Below are 20,491 nucleotides of genomic sequence, written 5' to 3' on the forward strand. Positions count from 1 at the left end.
CGCTTCAGCGGCGGCTGGGGATGGTGGCATGACGACGCAAGGTCATGCCCAGGAAGAACGCCGGCGCGCGCAGGCGCGACAGCAGCATCAGGACGATGCCCAGCAGCAGGATGATCATCGCGATCACGAACACCAGTCCCAACCCGCCCACATGCGAGCCGCTGCCGAACTCCGGCGAAGCGCTGTCAATGGCCGTCTGCACGAAGATCACCGAGAGAATGGAACCGCCTAGCAGCGGGCACAAGCCGCGCATGAAGAAGTGGCGCAGGCTGTCGAACAGGCTGTGGCGGAAGTACCAGACGCAGGCGAAGGCAGTCAGCGAGTAGTAGAAGCAGATCATCATGCCCAAGGCGGTGATGGTGTCGGCCAGCACGTTTTCGCTGAGGGTGCGCATGGTCACGTAGAAAACGCCTGCGGCAACGCCGGCGCAGATGGTGGCATAGCGCGGGGTCTGCGAACGGGGGCAGATGCTGGCGAAACGCTCCGGCACGGCGCCGTAGTAACCCATGGCCAGCAGCGTCCGCGCCGGGGAGACGAACGTCGATTGCAGCGACGCAGCGGTACTCGCCAGCACGGCGATGGACATCAGGATCGCCAGAGGTCCCATAACCGGGCCGGCCAGGTGGGCAAAGACGTTCTCCTGAATGCGCGGGTTGCCCAGGCCCAAGCCTTCCTCGCTGATCCCGGCAAATTGCAGCGTGGCGATGGCGGTAACCAGGTACAGGCCCAGGATCAGCAGCACAGTCAGGGTCGCGGCACGGCCCGGGACCTCGTCGCTGCCCACCGACTCCTCGCTCATGGTCAGGCACACGTCCCAGCCCCAGAAGATGAAGATCGACAGCGACAGGCCGGCAGCAAAGGCCGAGAACGACTCCACGCCAAACGGATTGAACCAGCTGATATCGAAGTCCATCGGCGGAGTCTCTGTCGAGCCACCGAACGCGGCGAAGGCGAAGCCGATCAGCACCAGCAGTTGCAAGGCCACCAGGCCATATTGCACGGTCATGGTGGTGCCGATGCCGCGACAGCAGATCCACACCGCCATGGCGATGAACACGCAACAGGTGACCACGTTGACCAGCAGGTTGTCGCTCAGCGCAGCCACCTCGTGGCTGCCGACGAGTTGCCCGAGGAACAGATAGAAGAAGTCCACCGCCACGCCGGCCAGGTTGGACAGCACGATGGTGGTCGCCGTGACCAGCCCCCAGCCGCCGATCCAACCGATCATCGGCCCGAAGGCCCGAGCCGACCAGGTGAAGGACGTACCGCTGTCCGGCTCTGCGGCGTTCAGCTCGCGATAACCGAGGGCCACCAGCAACATCGGCAGGAAGCCGACGATGAACACGGCCGGCAGGTGCTGGCCGACCTCCCGCACCGTCGGCCCGAGGGCGCCGGTGAGGGTATACACCGGGGCGATGGTAGAGATGCCGAGCACGATACTGGCGAGCAGTCCGAGGCGGCCCTTGGCCAACCCCTTGGATGCCTTGCGAGCCAGCCCCGCCGTACTCGAGGACAGGCTTGCTTCGAATTCGCTCATGAGTAGATGTCGTCGCTATTGGTATTGTTTTTCAAGGCATCCCTGGGAATGCCCGCACTCGATGAATCTGCCGGATCACTTCCCGGCGTAGGCCTGGCAGGCTGCACGGAACGCCTCGAACAGACGCAACGAAACCGGGTTTTCGGCGTAACGCCACTCCGGATGCCACTGCACTCCGAGCACAAAGCCGGGTGCGTCCTCCATGGAAACCGCTTCCACCAGCCCGTCCGGTGCCAGCGCCTCGACCCGCAGCCCATCGGCCAGGCGATCGATGCCCTGGCCGTGCAGCGAGTTGACCATGAAGCTGTGCGGTAAACCCAGCCGCTGGAATTGCCCCTCGGGCTCGACCGTGACCAGGTGCCGCGGGCTGTATTGTTCTGCCAGCGGGGCATCGTGCGGCTCACGGTGATCCAGGTAGCCGGACAGTTCATGGACGCGCTGGTGCAGAGAGCCGCCCAGGGCTACGTTGAGCTCCTGGAAACCGCGGCAGATGCAGAACACCGGCACGCCGGCGGCGATGGCCGCACGCAGCAGCGGCAGGGTCAAGCGGTCACGCGGGATGTCGTGCCGGGTGCCTTCCGCGCTGGGGGCGCCATTGTAATGATGCGGCTCGACATTAGAAGGCGAACCGGTGAAAAGAATGCCGTCGAGGCGTTCCAGCAGGCGCTGCGGGTCCAGCGCCTGGTCGCGCGCCGGCAGGATCAGCGGCACGCCGGCGAACCCGGCGGCCTCGACGTACTTGTCGCCCACGGTATGGGAAGGGGTGTTGCCGAGCATCTGGCGGCACGCTGTGACGCCGATCAAAGGGGTTCCGGCTTGCTTCATTGATCCAGCCTCGCATGGAACAACAACGGATTCACGGAGATGGCACGGCCCTTGTGGGAACGGGTTCACCGGGTCCGTGTCGCTTCAGCAATTTCTCAGAGCTTGATCCAGGTCGCCTTCAGCTCAGTGTACTTGTCGAAGGCATGCAACGACTTGTCGCGACCATTGCCCGACTGCTTGAAACCACCGAACGGCGCGGTCATGTCGCCGCCGTCGTACTGGTTGATCCACACGCTGCCGGCACGCAGGGCGCGAGCGCTGCGGTGGGCCTTGGAGATGTCCGCGGTCCATACCGCCGCCGCCAAGCCGAATGGCGAGTCGTTGGCGATGGTGATGGCTTCCTCGGCAGTGTCGAAGGTGATCACCGAGAGCACCGGCCCGAAGATTTCCTCGCGGGCGATGCGCATCGCGTTGGTCACGCCGTCGAAGATCGCCGGCTCGACATAGACCCCACAGGTGTCTTCCAGCACCTGGCGGCCGCCGCTAACCAGCGTGGCGCCATCCGCCTTGCCGGCTTCGATGTAGCCAAGCACGGTGTCCAGCTGGGTGGTATCGACCAGCGCACCGACGCGGGTCTGCGGATCCAGGGCATGCCCCGGTTTCCAGGCCTTGAGCGCCTCCACCACCATCGGCAGGAAGCGGTCCTTGATCGAACGCTCCACCAGCAGGCGCGAGCCGGCGATACACACCTCGCCCTGGTTGAAGGCGATGGCAGCCGCAGCGGCTTCGGCAGCGGCGTGGAGGTCCGGGGCGTCAGCGAAGACGATGTTCGGGCTCTTGCCGCCGGCCTCCAGCCACACGCGCTTCATGTTCGATTCGCCGGCATAGACCATCAGTTGCTTGGCGATGCGGGTCGAGCCGGTGAACACCAGGGTGTCGACGTCCATGTGCAGGGCCAGGGCCTTGCCCACGGTGTGGCCGTAGCCCGGCAGGACGCTGAGCACGCCGGCCGGGATACCAGCGTCCAGCGCAAGCTGGGCGACGCGGATGGCGGTCAGCGGGGACTTCTCGGATGGTTTGAGGATCACCGAGTTGCCGGTGGCCAGGGCAGGCCCCAGCTTCCAGCAGGCCATCATCAGCGGAAAGTTCCACGGCACGATGGCCGCGACCACGCCCACGGCTTCGCGCGTCACCAGCCCGAGCTGGTCATGGGGCGTCGGCGCGACTTCGTCGTAGACCTTGTCGATGGCCTCGGCCATCCAGCGGATCGAATTGGCCGCCGCAGGAATGTCGACGCTCAGGGAATCGCCGATCGGCTTGCCCATATCCAGGGTTTCCAGCAGCGCCAACTCGTGGGCATTGGCCAGCAGCAGGTCGGCGAAGGCGATCAGCACGCGCTTGCGTTGCGCGGGGGCCTGATTGGCCCACACGCCGCTGTCGAAGCTGCGGCGCGCCGCAGCCACGGCCAGCTCGGCATCGGCAGCATCACAGCTGGCGATGGCAGCCAGGGCGCGGCCATCCACCGGGCTGATGCAGTCGAAGGTGTCACCGGAAACGCTGTCGCGGTATTCACCGTCGATGAAGGCACGGCCTTCGATATGCAGGCCCCGGGAGAGGTTTTCCCAGTATTCGCGAGAGGGGATTGTCATTGTTCTTCTCCAGGCATCAGACCGTATGCAGGTACCAGTTGTATTCGAGGTCGGAAATCGACACCTCGAACTCCGCCAGTTCGCTTTCCTTGCAGGCGACGAAAATATCGATGTATTCGGGGCTGATGTACTGGTTCAGTACTTCGCTGTCGTCCAGCTCGCGCAGGGCGTCGCGCAGGTTGTTCGGCAGGCTCTGTTCCAGCTGCTCATAGGAATTGCCTTCGATCGGCGCACCGGGTTCGATCTTGTTGGTCAGACCGTGGTGAATACCGGCGAGGATCGAGGCCATCATCAAGTAGGGGTTGGCGTCAGCACCGGCCACGCGATGCTCTATCCGTACCGAGTCACTGCTGCCGGTCGGTACGCGGACCGCCACGGTGCGGTTGTCCAGGCCCCAGCTTGGCGCGTTGGGTACGTAGAACTGCGCGCCGAAGCGGCGGTAGGAGTTGATGTTCGGGCAGAGGAAGGCCATCGACGCCGGCATGGTTTCCAGCACGCCACCGATGGCGTGGCGCAGGGCATCGTTCTGCTCAGGGTCGTCGCTGCTGAAGATGTTCTTGCCGGTGGCCTTGTCCAGTAGCGAGATGTGCACGTGCAGACCGTTACCGGCCTGACCCGGATAAGGCTTGGCCATGAAGGTGGTGTCCATCTCATGGTCGTAGGCGATGTTCTTAATCAGGCGTTTGAGCAGCAGGGCGTAGTCGCAGGCCTTCATCGGGTCGGCGACGTGATGCATGTTTACTTCGAACTGCGCCGGGGCGCTTTCCTTGACGATGGCGTCGGCCGGGATGCCCTGCTCCTTGGCGGCTTCGAGCATGTCCTGCAGGCAATCGACGTACTCGTCGAGGTCATCGATCAGGTACACCTGGGTCGATTGCGGACGCTTGCCGGAAATCGGCGAGCGCGGCGGCTGCGGACGACCGTTGAGGTTGTCCTGGTCGATCAGATAGAACTCCAGCTCGAACGCGGCGCAGATGGTCAGGCCCATGGCGTCGAACTTGCTCACTACCTGACGCAGCACTTCCCGCGGATCGGCAAAGAACGGCGTACCGTCCAGCTCGTGCATGGTCATCAGCAATTGCGCGGTGGGGCGCTTTTGCCACGGCTCGAAACTGAGGGTGCCGGGAATCGGATGGCAGATGCGGTCGGCGTCGCCGATATCCAGACCCAGGCCGGTGCTTTCCACGGTCGAACCATTGATATCCAGGGCGAACAGCGACGCGGGCAGGTTGATGCCCTTTTCGTAGACCTTGACCAGGCTCGCCCGCTCGATGCGCTTGCCGCGCACCACTCCGTTCATGTCAGCGATCAGCAGATCGACGAACTGCACCTCTGGGTGGGCCTTGAGAAATTCGCCCATTTCGTCAACGGGGATGGCGCACGGGGAGACCGACGTCATGGCTTAGGCATCCTTTGGAATTTTTATTGGGGGCAGCGGTGTAGGGAGGTAACGCGGGTATTCGGGCGGCGATGGCTGGTCTTGTTCTCGGGTAGTCCATCGAAGATCTGATGGCGCGACAAACCTTGCTTGACGGCCACGTTCGCACTATAGAATGGCCGTCACGCAAACAGACATTGGCGTTTTGGCAAGCGAAGAGTGCACCGATGCAATATCAGATCAGCCATGCCGACCTCTCCCTGGTTCTCGCCCTGGTCCGCGGACGCTCCCTGGCGAAGGCGGCGGAACTGCTCAAGGTCGACGTTTCAACGGTGTTCCGTTCAATTCGGCGGATGGAGGCGGCACTGGGCACGGCGTTGTTCGTGAAGAGCCGCAAGGGCTACCTTCCCACCGGCACCGCCCAGGCCCTGGCCGAGCAAGCCGAGCGCGCCGAGCAAGCGCTGGACGCAGCACGAGTGGCCCTGGCCCACGGTGAGCAAGTGGTCAGCGGCACGGTGCGCCTGACCTGTACCGACGCGGTGCTGCACAGCCTGCTGCTGCCGGCGTTGGCCGAATTCATGCCGAACTACCCGGCGCTGACACTGGAACTGGCGACCTCCAACACCTTCGCCAACCTCAGCCGCCGCGACGCCGACCTGGCGCTTCGCCTGACCAACACACCACCGGAACATCTTGTAGGACGCTGCCTGGGTTCGGCGTCCTATGTCGTTTGCGGACGTGAGGAGTTTCGTGCGCGGCTGGATGAATCCCCATCCAACGTGCCATGGATCGCCCCGGACGATTCCATGCAGGATCACCCCACCGTGGTCTGGCGCAGCGAGAAATTCCCCGGGGTGCTGCCGCGCTACCGCTGCAGTGGCATCGCCTCCATCGCCCAACTGGTGGCCGCGGGTATGGGCGTGGCGGCGCTGCCGGACTACATGGCACACACCCTGCCAGGGGTCGAGCAACTGAGCGATGCCCTGCCCGGCTGCGACACCCAGCTGTGGCTGCTGACCCGCCCTGATTGCCGCGCCCTGCGCTCGGTGCAGACGCTGTTCGACGAGCTGACGCCGCGCCTGCGCAACGCGCTGATCTGAGCGATAGACGAAGACTATTGAAATAGACACTTACAACTAGGTATCGTCAACATATTCGGGGCTCGAAGCCGAAATCAGCGCTTCCCTAAAGGCTGGTGATTTTTTAAACTATCGAGTCCGCTCGCCCATCCGGGCAGTACACCGCATTTGCTACTTGAGGAACACCATGGCCCGCGTAACCGTTGAAGACTGCCTGGAACACGTTGATAACCGCTTTGAGCTGGTCATGCTGTCCACCAAGCGTGCCCGTCAACTGGCTACCGGCGGTAAAGAGCCGAAAGTGGCCTGGGAAAACGACAAGCCTACCGTTGTTGCGCTGCGCGAAATCGCCGAAGGTTTCGTGACCCCTGAGTTCATCGCCGCCGAAGAGATCGTCACTGAAGACCCGGTCTTCACTGCGTTCGAGGACGAGGCCAACGAGGCCGTCTAAGTCCATGCCTGGTCGACGTTGTACGGCGCGGGTCCCTTATCCTCGGCAGGAGGTCGAATCTTGCCGAGCATAGATGCCCTCGCCGATCGTCTGTCGACCTATCTGGGTCCCGACCAGGTCAACCTGGTCCGCCGGGCCTATTTCTACGCCGAGCAGGCCCACGACGGCCAGCGCCGCCGCAGTGGCGAGGCGTACGTCACGCATCCGCTGGCCGTCGCCAGCATCCTCGCCGACATGCACATGGACCATCAGAGCCTGATGGCGGCCATGCTGCACGACGTGATCGAAGACACTGGCATCGCCAAGGAAGCCCTCAGTTCGCAGTTTGGCGAGACCGTTGCCGATCTGGTCGATGGCGTCAGCAAGCTGACCCAGATGAACTTCGAGACCAAGGCCGAGGCCCAGGCGGAAAACTTCCAGAAGATGGCCATGGCCATGGCCCGCGATATCCGCGTGATCCTGGTCAAGCTGGCCGACCGCCTGCACAACATGCGCACCCTGGAAGTGCTGTCCGGCGAGAAACGCCGGCGCATCGCCAAGGAAACGCTGGAAATCTACGCCCCCATCGCCAACCGCCTGGGCATGCACAGCGTGCGCATCGAGTTCGAGGACCTGGGCTTCAAGGCGATGTACCCGATGCGCTCCGCGCGCATCTACCAGGCAGTCAAACGCGCCCGCGGCAACCGCAAGGAAATCGTCAACAAGATCGAAGAGTCGCTGAGCCACTGCCTGGCCGTCGACGGCATCGAGGGCGAAGTCAGCGGACGGCAGAAGCACATCTACGGCATCTACAAGAAGATGCGCGGCAAGCGCCGCGCCTTCAACGAGATCATGGATGTCTACGCGTTCCGCATCATCGTCGACAAGGTCGACACCTGCTACCGCGTGCTCGGCGCCGTGCACAACCTCTACAAGCCGCTGCCCGGCCGCTTCAAGGACTACATCGCGATCCCCAAGGCCAACGGCTACCAGTCGTTGCACACCACCCTGTTCGGCATGCACGGCGTACCCATCGAGATCCAGATCCGCACCCGCGAGATGGAAGAGATGGCCAACAACGGCATCGCCGCGCACTGGCTGTACAAGTCCAGCGACGACGAGAAGCCGAAAGGCACACATGCCCGCGCGCGCCAGTGGGTCAAGGGTGTGCTGGAACTGCAGCAACGTGCGGGCAACTCCCTTGAATTCATCGAGAGCGTGAAGATCGACCTGTTCCCGGACGAGGTCTACGTGTTCACGCCCAAGGGCCGCATCATGGAGCTGCCGAAGGGCTCCACCGCGGTCGACTTCGCCTACGCGGTGCACACCGACGTCGGCAACAGCTGCATCGCCTGCCGCATCAACCGCCGCCTGGCGCCGCTGTCGGAGCCGCTGCAGAGCGGCTCCACCGTCGAGATCGTCAGCGCCCCAGGCGCCCGGCCGAACCCGGCCTGGCTCAACTTCGTGGTCACCGGCAAGGCGCGCACGCACATACGTCACGCCCTCAAGCTGCAGCGCCGCTCCGAGTCGATCAACCTCGGCGAACGCTTGCTGAACAAGGTGCTCAACGGCTTCGACAGCGCCCTCGACAAGATCCCGCAGGAGCGCATCCAGGCCATGCTCGGCGAGTACCGCCTGGAACTGATCGAGGACCTGCTGGAAGATATCGGCCTGGGCAACCGCATGGCCTACGTGGTGGCTCGGCGCCTGTTGTCCACCGAGGGCGAGCAGTTGCCGAACCCGGAAGGCCCGCTGGCCATCCGCGGAACCGAAGGCCTGGTGCTGAGCTATGCCAAGTGCTGCACGCCGATCCCGGGCGACCCGATCGTCGGCCACCTGTCGGCGGGCAAGGGCATGGTGGTGCACCTGGAGAACTGCCGGAACATCAGCGAGATTCGCCACAACCCGGAAAAATGCATCCAGCTATCCTGGGCCAAGGACGTCACCGGTGAATTCAATGTGGAGCTGCGCGTCGAGCTGGAACACCAGCGCGGCCTGATCGCCCTGCTCGCCAGCAGCGTCAACGCTGCCGACGGCAATATCGAGAAAATCAGCATGGATGAACGCGATGGTCGCATCAGCGTCGTCCAGTTGGTGGTCAGCGTGCACGACCGCGTGCACCTGGCCCGCGTGATCAAGAAACTGCGCGCGCTGACGGGCGTCATCCGAATCACCCGCATGCGCGCGTAGCCCTTCCCTTGCAAGGAGTCACCATGACCAAGACCGTCATCAACAGCGACAAGGCACCTGCCGCCATCGGCACCTACTCCCAGGCGATCAAGGCCGGCAACACCGTCTACATGTCGGGCCAGATCCCCCTCGACCCGAAAACCATGGAACTGGTCGAAGGCTTCGAGGCCCAGACCGTCCAGGTCTTCGAGAACCTGAAGGCCGTGGCCGAAGCCGCTGGCGGTTCGTTCAAGGACATCGTCAAGCTGAACATCTTCCTGACCGACCTGAGCCACTTCGCCAAGGTCAACGAAGTCATGGGTCGCTACTTCGAACAGCCGTACCCGGCCCGTGCGGCTATCGGCGTCGCCGCCCTGCCACGCGGCTCGCAGGTCGAGATGGACGCGATCCTGGTTCTCGAGTAATACCCCTGCGGCGAACCGTCCGGTTCGCCGCACTCTTTTCCTGAAGGACCCCGTCATGCGCCACGCGCTTGCCCTTTCCCTGGTTGCCGCACTGCTGGGCGGCTGCGCCAGCCACAAACCCGAAGACTACAACGGCATCTGGATCAACCAGGCCGCGATCGACGCTGCCTCCAAGGGCACCGGACTGCGCTACGCGCTGGAGCGCAACGGTCCTAACTTCGAGTGGAAGGTCAATGTCGCGGCAAGCCAGGCCAGCTACAGCAATGGCTTCGAGCTGGTCGAAGGGCGCCTGAAGGCAGTGGACGACAACCACTGGCAGGTGGAGCTCGACGGCGACCAGGTGGAAAACCTCTCGCTGGATGGCAAGGAACTGGTCCAGGCCACCAGTGACTGGGCTCCGGAGCAGCATTTCCAACGCAGCACCAACGTGATCGACCCCGACATTCCGCCGGGCGCCATCTTCGAGAAGGCCCTCTATGGCGCCTACATGAAGGGCGACTGGCGCGTTCTGGAAGGCCCGGGCCAGGGCGGCACGGTGCGTTTCCGCGACAACGGCAGCCTCGACGGCCTGCCCAATCTCGACCGCTACGCCCTGTGCCTGGCGGGCGACTGCGCGACCATGACCGGCAAGTACGACAGCCTCTGGCTGGAGCGCAACCAGCAGGGCAACCCGTGGATTTTCAAACGTGATGGCAAACAGCTGGAGATCTTCCAGGCCATCAACGAAGCGCAGCCCGACGAGATGCCTGAGCTGCGCCCAGGTGCGCGGCGCTGGTTGCTGGAACGCAAGTAGACCCCACTGGCCTCATCGCGGGCAACGCCCGCTCCCACAAGGATTGCTGTCAGCCACAAGATCCAGGCCCGACGCGAAACCTGTGGGAGCGGGCGTTGTCCGCGATGAGGCCCCCGTCAACTAGCCCCGCCCCTCCAGAATCGCCGCATAGCCCTCGCGATAGCTCGGATAAACCGGTGCCCAACCCAACGCCCGAGCCCGCGCATTACTGCAACGCTTGCTACCGGTCCGCCGCACCCGCTGCTGCTCCGACCACTCGGTAACGCCCATGTACTCGCGCAGCCAGGCCACCACTTCGGCCAACGGCGCCGGCGCGTCGTCCACGCCGATATAGCAGTCGTCCAGCACCCGCCCCTGGTGATCGGCACGCAGCAGGAACGCCAGCAGCCCGGCAGCATCCTCGGCATGAATCCGGTTGCCATACAGCGGCGGCTCTTCAGTCACCCGATAGCCCTGCCGCACCTGGCTCAGCAACCACTCGCGACCCGGCCCGTAGATCCCGGTCAGACGCACCACGCTGGCAGGAATCCCGCTCTCCAGCGCCAACCGCTCCGCCTCCAGCATTACCCGTCCGGAATACTCCTGCGGCGCAGTCTCCGCGGTTTCGTCGATCCATTCGCCACCCTGCTGGGCGAAGACGCTGCTGCTGGAGACGAACAGCAGCCGGCGCGGCTTCTGTCCACGCTCGGCCAGCCACGCCAGCACATTGCGCAAACCCTCGACATAAGCCGAGCGATAACCAGCCTCGTCATGCTGGCTGGCGGCGACGCAATAGACCAGATAATCGGGGCTGACCAACGGCCAGTTCGCCGGTACCTGCCGCTGCTCCAGGTCGGCGGCAATGGCACCGACACCCTCCGGCAACGCACCAACATTCCTTCGCAAGCCGCTCACCGACCAGCCGCCCGCCAGCAATTGCGTGGCCAGGCGACCACCTACATCGCCACATCCGACGACCAGAACTGAAGGGGTAGACATGCTGAAACTCCCGTAACGATTGACCCGCACTATCCCGCCAAAATCGATAGGCGGCTAGCGATCACTGTAAAAAAAGCTACTTTATTACTTCTGCTAACAAGAATTACTTGCAATAATGGCCACCCTTTTTTCAGTTCTCGGCCTGTTTCGAGGCCTTGAAGACCATCCATTCATTCTTCTTCATCAGGTCCGGCCAGCATGACACGTATCCAACCTTCCGCTTCGCCAACCACGTCGCGCTCCCTGCGCGCCATCGCCGCGCTGATGTTCAGCCTGATGCTGACGCCCGTCGCCATGGCTGACGAGCCGACCGCCGCCCCGGCAGCTCCTGCTGCTGCCGCTGCGCCAGTCGCTCCGGCCGCCGAAGGTGCAGCTCCGGTCGCGCCGGGTGCCGAACAGGCCGCAGCCGCCCCTGTCGATCCGGCCGCCGCTCCGGTGGAAGGTGCAACCGACCAGCCGCTGAATGCGGATGGCGAGCCTCTGGCCGAGGACACCACCCTGGGCATGGGTCACGACCTGTCGCCATGGGGCATGTACCAGAACGCCGACGTAGTGGTCAAAGCGGTCATGATCGGCCTGGCCATTGCCTCGATCATCACCTGGACCATCTGGATCGCCAAAGGCTTCGAGCTGCTGGGCGCCAAGCGCCGCCTGCGCAGCGAAATCGCCGTGCTGAAGAAGGCCACTACCCTCAAGGACGCGTCGGAGAAGACCGACAAGCCGGGCACCCTGGCCCACGTCCTGGTGCATGACGCCCTGGAGGAAATGCACCTCTCGGCCAACGCCCGCGAGAAAGAAGGTATCAAGGAGCGCGTGAGCTTCCGCCTGGAGCGCCTGGTGGCCGCCAGCGGTCGCAACATGTCCAGCGGCACCGGCGTGCTCGCCACCATCGGCTCCACCGCGCCGTTCGTCGGTCTGTTCGGTACCGTATGGGGCATCATGAACAGCTTCATCGGCATCGCCAAGACCCAGACCACCAACCTCGCCGTGGTCGCCCCTGGTATCGCCGAAGCCCTGCTGGCCACTGCCCTGGGCCTGGTCGCTGCAATCCCGGCCGTGGTTATCTACAACGTATTCGCACGCTCCATCGCCGGCTACAAGGCCCAGGTATCCGACGCTTCGGCGCAGGTCCTGCTGCTGGTCAGCCGCGATCTGGACCACCAGCCAGGCGAGCGCTCCGCTCAGCCGCACATGGTGAAAGTGGGGTAAGCCATGGGCCTGCATCTTAACGAGGGTGGCGACGATCTCGCCGAGAACCACGAAATCAACGTAACGCCGTTCATCGACGTGATGCTGGTGCTACTGATCATCTTCATGGTCGCGGCACCGCTGGCGACGGTCGACATCAAGGTCGACCTGCCCGCCTCGACGGCGAAACCCGCGCCAAGGCCCGAGAAGCCGGTGTTCCTCAGCGTCAAGGCCGACCAGAAGCTGTACCTGGGCGAAGACCTGGTCCAGCAACAGGACCAGCTCGGCGCCATGCTGGATGCCAAGACCAAGGGCGACAAGGAAACCACGATCTTCTTCCAGGCCGACAAGGGCGTGGACTACGGCGATCTGATGGAAGTCATGAACATTCTGCGCGCCGCCGGCTATCTCAAGGTCGGCCTGGTCGGGCTTGAGACGGCAGCGAAGAAATGATCGAGACCCGGTACAAGCTGGGGCGTTATGGCGGTAGCCTGTTACTCGTACTGGCAGTGCATGCCATTGCCATCGTGCTGACCCTGAACTGGTCGACACCTCAGGCTATCGAATTGCCGCCCGCGGCCATGATGATCGAGATGGCGCCGCTGCCGGAACCGGCGCCGCCACCACCACCCAAAGTGGTGACCCCGCCACAGCCGCCCGCACCGGTGGAAGAACCGCCACTGCCGAAGCTGGTCGAGGCACCGAAACCGAAAATCGCCATTCCCAAACCTGCCAAGCCGAAGGCCAAGCCACAGCCGCCGAAGCCGGAGCAGAAGGAAGAGCCGAAGGAAAAACCGGTCGAGCAGGAAGTCGCCGATACGCCACCGAGCACTGCGCCAGCGCAGAAATCGGCAGCCCCGGCACCGAGCATCGCGACCAACAGCAACGCCCTGCCAACCTGGCAAAGCGACCTGCTGCGTCACCTGGGCAAGTTCAAGCGCTACCCGGAAGACGCCCGCCGTCGTGGCCTGCAAGGTATCAACCGCCTGCGTTTCGTGGTCGATGCCGAAGGCAAGGTCCTCTCCTACTCGCTAGCCGGTGGTTCGGGCAGCGCCGCGCTGGACCGCGCGACCCTGGAGATGATCCGCAAGGCCCAGCCGGTGCCGCCGCCACCGAAGGAGCTGCTGAACAACGGCAGCATCGAAGTGGTCGCGCCGTTCGTCTACTCGCTGGACAAGCGCTGAGTCACGCAATGAAAGCCGGCCGCTGATGCGGCCGGTTTTTTTTCGCATGCAATCGTCGTTTCTGTCGCACTGACGCAAGTCTGATAAGGTGCGTCTATCGGTTGCAGCCGCTATGCTGGGGCCGCTACTTCATGGACGCATGCTATGACCCTCACAGAATTACGCTACATCGTCACTCTTGCTCAGGAACAGCACTTCGGCCATGCCGCCGAGCGCTGCCATGTCAGCCAGCCGACCCTGTCGGTGGGCGTGAAAAAGCTGGAGGACGAGCTGGGCGTACTGATCTTCGAGCGCAGCAAGAGCGCGGTACGCCTGACTCCGGTCGGCGAAAGCATCGTCGCCCAGGCGCAGAAGGTCCTCGAACAGGCCCAGGGCATCCGCGAACTGGCCCAGGCCGGCAAGAACCAGTTGACCGCGCCGCTCAAGGTCGGAGCGATCTACACCGTCGGTCCCTACCTGTTCCCGCACCTGATTCCGCAACTGCACCGGGTCGCCCCGCAGATGCCGTTGTACATCGAGGAAAACTTCACCCACGTCTTGCGTGACAAGCTGCGCAACGGCGAACTGGACGCGGTGATCATCGCCCTGCCGTTCAACGAAGCCGACGTGCTGACTCTGCCACTGTACGACGAGCCGTTCTACGTGCTGATGCCCAGCGGCCACCCGTGGACCCAGCAACAGACCATCGACGCCAGCCTGCTCAACGACAAGAGCCTGCTGTTGCTTGGCGAGGGCCACTGCTTCCGCGACCAGGTCCTGGAAGCCTGCCCGACCCTGACCAAAGGCAGCGAGGCCGCCAAGCACACCACCGTGGAGTCCAGCTCGCTGGAAACCATCCGCCACATGGTCGCGTCCGGCCTCGGCGTGTCGATCCTGCCGCTGTCGGCGGTACACAGCCATCATTACGCACCCGGGGTAATCGAAGTCCGCCCACTGAGCCCGCCGGCACCGTTCCGCACCGTGGCCATCGCCTGGCGCGCCAGCTTCCCGCGGCCCAAGGCCATCGAGATCCTCGCCGATTCGATTCGCCTCTGCTCCGTGGCCAAGCCACTCACGGGCGAGTAGGTCGTTGCCATGACCGAGTTGTCCCATGTGTCGGTCACGGCACTGAAAGGCGTTGGCGAAGCACTGGCCGAGAAGCTGGCCAAGGTCGGCCTGGAGAACCTGCAGGACGTGCTGTTCCACCTGCCGCTGCGCTATCAGGACCGTACGCGCGTGGTGCCCATCGGCGCGCTGCGCCCGGGCCAGGATGCGGTGATCGAAGGGGTGGTCAGCGGTGCCGACGTGGTAATGGGCAAGCGCCGCAGCCTGGTGGTGCGCCTGGGTGATGGCAGCGGCGTGCTGAGCCTGCGCTTTTATCACTTCAGCATGGCGCAGAAAGACGCACTCAAGCGCGGTACCCATGTGCGCTGCTACGGCGAAGCCCGGCCCGGCGCGTCGGGCCTGGAGATCTACCATCCAGAATACCGCGTGCTCAACGGCAACGAGCCACCGCCCCCGGTGGACCAGACCCTGACGCCGATCTACCCGACCACCGAAGGCCTGACCCAGCAGCGCCTGCGCCAGCTCAGCCAGCAGACCCTCGCGCTGCTCGGCCCGCGCAGCCTCCCGGACTGGCTGCCGAACGAACTGGCCCGCGACTATCACCTCGGTCCGCTGGACCAGGCGATCCGTTACCTGCACCAGCCGCCGGCGGACGCCGATGTCGACGAACTCGCCGAAGGCCAGCACTGGGCCCAGCATCGCCTGGCTTTCGAAGAGCTGCTGACCCATCAACTCTCGCAACAACGCCTGCGGGAAAGCCTGCGGGCCCTGCGTGCACCGGTACTGCCGAAGGCGAGCCGGCTGCCCAAGCAGTTTCTCGCCAACCTGGGCTTCCCACCGACCGGCGCACAGCAACGGGTCGGCAATGAGATCGCTTACGACCTGAGCCAGCAAGAACCCATGCTGCGCCTGGTCCAGGGCGACGTCGGCGCCGGCAAGACCGTGGTCGCCGCCCTCGCCGCGCTACAGGCACTGGAAGCCGGTTACCAGGTGGCGCTGATGGCGCCCACCGAGATCCTCGCCGAACAGCACTTCATCACCTTCAAGCGCTGGCTGGAGCCACTGGGCATCGAAGTCGCCTGGCTCGCCGGCAAGCTCAAGGGCAAGGCCCGGGTCGCGGCGCTGGAGCAAATCGCCACGGGCACGCCGATGGTGGTCGGTACCCATGCGCTGTTCCAGGAAGAAGTGAAGTTCCACAACCTGGCCCTGGCGATCATCGACGAACAGCACCGCTTCGGCGTGCAACAGCGCCTGGCCCTGCGCCAGAAGGGCGTCGGCGGCCGGTTCTGCCCGCACCAGTTGATCATGACCGCCACGCCGATCCCGCGGACCCTGGCAATGAGCGCCTACGCCGACCTCGACACCTCGATCCTCGACGAATTGCCGCCCGGGCGTACCCCGGTCAACACCGTGCTGGTGGCCGACAGCCGCCGCTTCGAGGTGGTCGAGCGGGTCCGCGCCGCCTGCGCCGAGGGGCGCCAGGCCTACTGGGTGTGCACCCTGATCGAAGAGTCCGAAGAGCTGACCTGCCAGGCCGCCGAGACCACCTTCGAGGAACTCTCCAGCGCCCTCGGCGAGCTGCGCGTCGGCCTGATCCACGGTCGCATGAAACCCGCGGAAAAAGCCGCGGTGATGGCTGAATTCAAGGAAGGTCGCCTGCAATTGCTGGTGGCGACCACGGTGATCGAGGTGGGCGTCGACGTGCCCAACGCCAGCCTGATGATCATCGAGAACCCCGAGCGCCTGGGCCTGGCCCAGTTGCACCAGTTGCGCGGCCGGGTCGGGCGCGGTAGCGCGGTGAGTCACTGCGTGCTGCTGTACCACCCGCCACTGTCGCAGATCGGTCGCGAACGCCTGGGGATCATGCGCGAGACCAATGACGGTTTCGTCATCGCCGAAAAGGACCTGGAGCTGCGTGGTCCCGGGGAAATGCTCGGCACCCGCCAGACCGGCCTGCTGCAGTTCAAGGTCGCTGACCTGATGCGCGACGCCGACCTGCTGCCTGCCGTGCGCGACGCAGCCCAGGCCCTGCTGGCGCGCTGGCCCGATCACGTCAGCCCGCTACTGGAACGCTGGCTGCGCCATGGCCAGCAATACGGCCAAGTGTGACGTCTTCGGCGGAATTGGATCCAGCCTGTCGGTCAGGCTGGTTATACTCTTGCCTCTGTAAAGAATTTGGATACAGACCATGATTGAAGTTGCCCTCGATACCGCAACCCCACAGGTTCCGTCTGTTATCCGGCTGCTGCTCGACAAGTTGGGTGTCGCCTACCGCGAAGTGGCGGATCACCCGCAGTTGCCGCCTGAAACCCGCGTTCAGGCCGTCCTGCTGGACGATTCGGTCGGTGCCCTGATGGTGCTGTTCCCGCAGAACCAGTTGCTCGACCTCAGCCGCCTGACCGAACTGACCGGACGCACACTGGCCGCCGTGCCGCTGGAGCGCCTGCAACACATGCTCGACAAGCACGGGCTGAAGACTCTCCCCGGCATTCCGGCGCTGACCAGTTCACCATGCCTGTACGAAGAAAGCGTGCTCAAGCCGCCAGCCTTGCTGGTGCAGTCAGGTGAGGCCGGGCTGCTGCTGGAGATCGAACGCGACGACTTCCGCAAGATGCTCAGCAAGGCCAGCGCCGGCCAGTTCGGCGAGTTGCTGAGTCAGATCCACCCGAATCTCGACCGCCCGGCAGACGACCGCGAGGAAATCACCCAGGCGGTCCAGGCCTTCACTGCGCGGCGCATCCAGCAACGCCTGGAGTCGACCATCGAGATTCCGCCGCTCGCCGAGACCGCGCAGAAGATCATCAAGCTGCGGGTGGACCCCAACGCCACCATCGACGACATCACCGGCGTGGTGGAAACCGACCCGGCACTGGCGGCCCAGGTGGTCAGCTGGGCGGCATCGCCCTACTACGCCTCGCCGGGCAAGATCCGCTCTGTGGAAGACGCCATTGTCCGTGTGCTCGGCTTCGACCTGGTGATCAACCTGGCGCTGGGCCTGGCCCTGGGCAAGACCCTGAGCCTGCCCAAGGACCATCCGCAACACACCACGCCGTACTGGCAGCAATCGATCTACACCGCCGCGGTGATCGAGGGACTGACCCGCGCCATGCCGCGGGCCGAACGTCCGGAAGCCGGCCTGACCTACCTGGCGGGCCTGCTGCACAACTTCGGTTACCTGTTGCTGGCCCACGTGTTCCCGCCGCATTTCTCGCTGATCTGCCGGCACCTGGAGGTCAATCCGCACGTCTGCCACAGCTACGTCGAGCAGCACCTGCTGGGCATCAGCCGCGAGCAGATCGGCGCTTGGCTGATGCGCTTCTGGGACATGCCGGATGAGCTGGCTACCGCCCTGCGTTTCCAGAACGACCCGACCTACGCCGGCGACCATTCGCCGTTCGCCAACCTGGTGTGCCTGTCGGTGCGCCTGCTGCGCGCCCGCGGCATCGGCTCGGGGCCGGACGAGTCGATCCCGGATGAGTTGCTGGAACGCCTGAATATCAGCCGCGAGAAGGCCGAGGACGTAGTGAACAAGGTGTTGGAGGCGGAAGTGATGTTGCGCGAGCTGGCTTCGCAGTTCAGCCAGCATTGATGAGTGGTGCTGCTGATGGCCTCATCGCTGGCAAGCCAGCCCCCAGAGGGTTGGCGGTGCATGCGATCCCTGTGGGAGCTGGCTTGCCAGCGATAGGGCCGGCAGCCACAACGATGGACTGAAGTCTTACTTCTTCTTCGGTTTCAGGTATTTCATCAAGCCCTGGAACCAGATCACCAGCGCCGGATTGCCCTTGATCTGGATGCTCTTGTCCTGAATCCCCTGCATGAACGCCAGTTGCTTGTTCTTCGCCTGAAGGGTCTCGAAACCGAACGCTGCATCCTTGAACGCAATGGCGAAGGCGGGTTCCGGGTGGGTGCCGCCGCTGCTGCTGATGCGGCTGTCCTTCACGATGAAATGCCGGGCGGCCTTGCCGTCCAGAGTCTGGAGCTGGAACACCAGGTCCTTGTCCTTCAGTTGCTGCTGGAACGCCGGATTATTGCGACTGGCCCGGGACATCAGCAGCCCCATGGCCCAAAGGAGAAAGCGAAACTTCATGAATGCGCCTCGGTGAAAAAGTGACTGGCCGGCGCAGTTTATCCTTTTAGTGAACGAAAGCTACTGAATCCAGCGCATTTCTCCCCTGTTCGGAGCAAAACGAAACGGGCATCCCTTGGGATGCCCGTTTGCACTGCATGCACTGGATCAGGCCATCAATTGACCATGTCCTTGAGATTCTTGCCTGGCTTGAACGCCACGGTGTTGCTGGCCTTGATTTTCACCGGCTCGCCGGTTTGCGGGTTTTTGCCGGTGCGAGCACCACGGTGGCGCTGTTCGAAAGTACCGAAACCGACCAGGGTCACGTTTTCCTTCTTGCCCAATGCCTGGGTAATTTCTTCGAGCAGGGCGTTCAGTACACGGTTGGCCTGCTCTTTGGTGAGGTCGGCCTTTTCGGCGATGGCTGCGGCGAGTTCGGGTTTACGCATGGTGAAGCCTCTTTGACGGAATTTTTGTTGTTATGCCGTGCTGCCTTTGCAAGCAGCGCCCAAGGCACCGCAGGCTCTAAACTGCGGCAGACGGAACTGAGGATGGCACGCCGCCAATGGCCGCGCCAGTCTCTGCGCGGCCATTGAGCGGGCAATGGAGGGGTAAATCCGACAGAACGACCGGTATTTACGCCAGCAGGGCCGGAAGCTGGCGATTCAATGCCAACTTCTCCATCACAGCGGTACCGGTGAGCGCATAACCCAGCAATTGCCCCTGAGCATCGTGGCAGAGCACTTTCAGGTCGCCGCCCTGGCCTTCGACGCTCCACGTTCCTTCCATTCCAAGGGGTGGAGGCGACACTACCAGCGGACATACCGGGGTCTTCACAGTGACTGGCATCGGGCCGTAGCTGACCGCCGTCGGGTTACCGGCCAGGGTTTGTGCCAGCGCCCGCGCACCGGTCATCAGCGGCATCACGTAGAGCAGGTTGAGGCCCTCGACCTCGGCGCAATCACCCAGGGCGAAGATATTGGCGTGGGAGGTGCGCAACTCACGGTCCACCACCACGCCGCGGTTGATACGCAGGCCAGCGGCGGCGGCGAGGTCGGTACGCGGCCTCAGGCCGACCGCCGACACCACCAGGTCGCAGGCGATCACGGAACCGTCCGACAGATGTGCCTCCAGTCCCTCGCTCACCCGCTGCAGGCGGTTCAGTACCGGTCCCAGGTGGAAACGCACGCCGAGCCCTTCCAGGCCAGTCTGGACCGCAGCCGCAGCCGCCGGATGCAGCAAGGTCGGCATGACCTGCTCGCACGGTGCCACCAGCTCAACTTCGAAACCGCCCAGGCTCATGTCATTGGCGAATTCGCAGCCGATCAGGCCGGCGCCGAGGATCAACACCCGACGCTTGCCGACCGCCGCCGCACGGAAACGGGCGTAGTCTTCGAGGTCGTTGATCGGGAATACCGCATCGCCCGCGTCACCCTCGATCGGCACCCGCACGGTCTCCGCGCCCCAGGCCAGGATCAGGTCGCGGTAGCGCACCTGTTCCTCGCCAATCCACAGCCGCTTGTGGCCAGGATCGATACCGCTGATGCGGGTATGGGTACGGACCTCGGCCTTGAGCTGTTCGGCCATGGCACCCGGTTCGGCCATGCTCAGGCCGTCGGCGTCCTTGCTCTTGGCAAAACCGGTCGAGAGCATCGGTTTGGAGTAGGAGCGGCCATCGTCCGCGCTGATCAGCAGCAACGGCGTCTCGCCGTCGAGCTTGCGAAATTCGCGGGCGAGGTTGTAGCCCGCCAGTCCGGTGCCGATTATCACGACGGGATCGGTCATGCCTTGAATGTCCTTGTCTGG

At 64.0% G+C, this 20,491-nt stretch carries 19 protein-coding genes; 11 read left to right on the plus strand and 8 right to left on the minus strand.

Annotated features, from left to right (window positions below; all coding sequences use genetic code 11):
• Nucleotides 1-4: 4 nt before the first annotated feature.
• The 4 genes from AC5QPF_RS31295 to AC5QPF_RS31310 form a co-directional block, all read right to left on the minus strand.
• On the minus strand, nucleotides 5-1,537 hold the full coding sequence (locus AC5QPF_RS31295; protein WP_494961413.1) for an amino acid permease: 1,533 nt from the start codon (nucleotides 1,535-1,537) through the stop codon (nucleotides 5-7).
• Nucleotides 1,538-1,612: 75 nt separating this feature from the next.
• Nucleotides 1,613-2,362 carry a gamma-glutamyl-gamma-aminobutyrate hydrolase family protein gene (locus AC5QPF_RS31300; RefSeq protein ID WP_494961414.1) on the minus strand — a complete coding sequence of 250 codons (750 nt, stop codon included), beginning with the start codon at nucleotides 2,360-2,362 and terminating at the stop codon, nucleotides 1,613-1,615.
• A gap of 95 nt (nucleotides 2,363-2,457) precedes the next feature.
• Nucleotides 2,458-3,951 (minus strand): aldehyde dehydrogenase family protein, encoded by a 1,494-nt coding sequence (locus AC5QPF_RS31305; protein WP_494961415.1) that lies wholly within the window; start codon nucleotides 3,949-3,951, stop codon nucleotides 2,458-2,460.
• A gap of 16 nt (nucleotides 3,952-3,967) precedes the next feature.
• Nucleotides 3,968-5,350 (minus strand): glutamine synthetase family protein, encoded by a 1,383-nt coding sequence (locus AC5QPF_RS31310; protein ID WP_494961416.1) that lies wholly within the window; start codon nucleotides 5,348-5,350, stop codon nucleotides 3,968-3,970.
• Nucleotides 5,351-5,556: 206 nt separating this feature from the next.
• Between AC5QPF_RS31310 and AC5QPF_RS31315 the strand changes: the two genes are divergently transcribed.
• From AC5QPF_RS31315 to AC5QPF_RS31335, 5 genes are all read left to right on the plus strand, one after another.
• Nucleotides 5,557-6,429 (plus strand): LysR substrate-binding domain-containing protein, encoded by an 873-nt coding sequence (locus AC5QPF_RS31315; protein ID WP_494961417.1) that lies wholly within the window; start codon nucleotides 5,557-5,559, stop codon nucleotides 6,427-6,429.
• Nucleotides 6,430-6,595: 166 nt separating this feature from the next.
• The gene (rpoZ, locus tag AC5QPF_RS31320) at nucleotides 6,596-6,859 is read left to right on the plus strand and encodes a DNA-directed RNA polymerase subunit omega (protein ID WP_330072807.1); all 264 of its coding nucleotides are present in this window, start codon (nucleotides 6,596-6,598) and stop codon (nucleotides 6,857-6,859) included.
• A 60-nt stretch (nucleotides 6,860-6,919) separates the two neighbouring features.
• On the plus strand, nucleotides 6,920-9,028 hold the full coding sequence (spoT, locus tag AC5QPF_RS31325; RefSeq protein WP_494961418.1) for a bifunctional GTP diphosphokinase/guanosine-3',5'-bis pyrophosphate 3'-pyrophosphohydrolase: 2,109 nt from the start codon (nucleotides 6,920-6,922) through the stop codon (nucleotides 9,026-9,028).
• A gap of 23 nt (nucleotides 9,029-9,051) precedes the next feature.
• On the plus strand, nucleotides 9,052-9,432 hold the full coding sequence (locus AC5QPF_RS31330; RefSeq protein ID WP_009394407.1) for a RidA family protein: 381 nt from the start codon (nucleotides 9,052-9,054) through the stop codon (nucleotides 9,430-9,432).
• Between the two features lie 55 nt (nucleotides 9,433-9,487).
• On the plus strand, nucleotides 9,488-10,225 hold the full coding sequence (locus AC5QPF_RS31335) for a hypothetical protein (RefSeq protein ID WP_494961419.1): 738 nt from the start codon (nucleotides 9,488-9,490) through the stop codon (nucleotides 10,223-10,225).
• Nucleotides 10,226-10,345: 120 nt separating this feature from the next.
• On the opposite strand, the gene AC5QPF_RS31340 is transcribed toward AC5QPF_RS31335, so the two are convergent.
• Complete coding sequence (locus AC5QPF_RS31340) at nucleotides 10,346-11,203, minus strand: NAD-dependent epimerase/dehydratase family protein (RefSeq protein WP_494961420.1); 858 nt, start codon at nucleotides 11,201-11,203, stop codon at nucleotides 10,346-10,348.
• Between the two features lie 198 nt (nucleotides 11,204-11,401).
• On the opposite strand from AC5QPF_RS31340, the gene exbB reads away from it, so the two are divergent.
• The 6 genes from exbB (at nucleotide 11,402) to AC5QPF_RS31370 (ending at nucleotide 18,208) form a co-directional block, all read left to right on the plus strand.
• Complete coding sequence (gene exbB, locus AC5QPF_RS31345; RefSeq protein ID WP_494961421.1) at nucleotides 11,402-12,412, plus strand: tonB-system energizer ExbB; 1,011 nt, start codon at nucleotides 11,402-11,404, stop codon at nucleotides 12,410-12,412.
• A 3-nt stretch (nucleotides 12,413-12,415) separates the two neighbouring features.
• A complete protein-coding gene (gene exbD / locus AC5QPF_RS31350; protein ID WP_330072813.1) occupies nucleotides 12,416-12,844 on the plus strand; it encodes a TonB system transport protein ExbD in 429 nt (142 codons plus the stop codon).
• The gene (locus tag AC5QPF_RS31355; protein ID WP_330072814.1) at nucleotides 12,841-13,575 is read left to right on the plus strand and encodes an energy transducer TonB; all 735 of its coding nucleotides are present in this window, start codon (nucleotides 12,841-12,843) and stop codon (nucleotides 13,573-13,575) included. The genes exbD and AC5QPF_RS31355 overlap by 4 nt, the downstream gene beginning before the upstream one ends.
• Nucleotides 13,576-13,719: 144 nt before the next feature.
• On the plus strand, nucleotides 13,720-14,640 hold the full coding sequence (locus AC5QPF_RS31360; protein ID WP_494961422.1) for a LysR substrate-binding domain-containing protein: 921 nt from the start codon (nucleotides 13,720-13,722) through the stop codon (nucleotides 14,638-14,640).
• A 9-nt stretch (nucleotides 14,641-14,649) separates the two neighbouring features.
• Nucleotides 14,650-16,728: an ATP-dependent DNA helicase RecG gene (recG, locus tag AC5QPF_RS31365; protein WP_494961423.1), complete on the plus strand. Its 2,079-nt coding sequence runs from the start codon at nucleotides 14,650-14,652 to the stop codon at nucleotides 16,726-16,728.
• Nucleotides 16,729-16,807: 79 nt separating this feature from the next.
• Nucleotides 16,808-18,208 carry an HDOD domain-containing protein gene (locus tag AC5QPF_RS31370; protein ID WP_494961424.1) on the plus strand — a complete coding sequence of 467 codons (1,401 nt, stop codon included), beginning with the start codon at nucleotides 16,808-16,810 and terminating at the stop codon, nucleotides 18,206-18,208.
• Between the two features lie 126 nt (nucleotides 18,209-18,334).
• Here AC5QPF_RS31370 and AC5QPF_RS31375 read toward each other — a convergent pair whose 3' ends face one another.
• From AC5QPF_RS31375 to AC5QPF_RS31385, 3 genes are all read right to left on the minus strand, one after another.
• A complete protein-coding gene (locus AC5QPF_RS31375; protein ID WP_494961425.1) occupies nucleotides 18,335-18,706 on the minus strand; it encodes a helicase in 372 nt (123 codons plus the stop codon).
• A 155-nt stretch (nucleotides 18,707-18,861) separates the two neighbouring features.
• Entirely contained in the window at nucleotides 18,862-19,134 is a 273-nt protein-coding gene (locus AC5QPF_RS31380; RefSeq protein WP_494961426.1) for an HU family DNA-binding protein, read from the minus strand.
• Between the two features lie 187 nt (nucleotides 19,135-19,321).
• Complete coding sequence (locus tag AC5QPF_RS31385; protein WP_494961427.1) at nucleotides 19,322-20,470, minus strand: FAD-dependent oxidoreductase; 1,149 nt, start codon at nucleotides 20,468-20,470, stop codon at nucleotides 19,322-19,324.
• Nucleotides 20,471-20,491: the final 21 nt, after the last annotated feature.

This window comes from Pseudomonas sp. Con_6, from assembly GCF_059379395.1.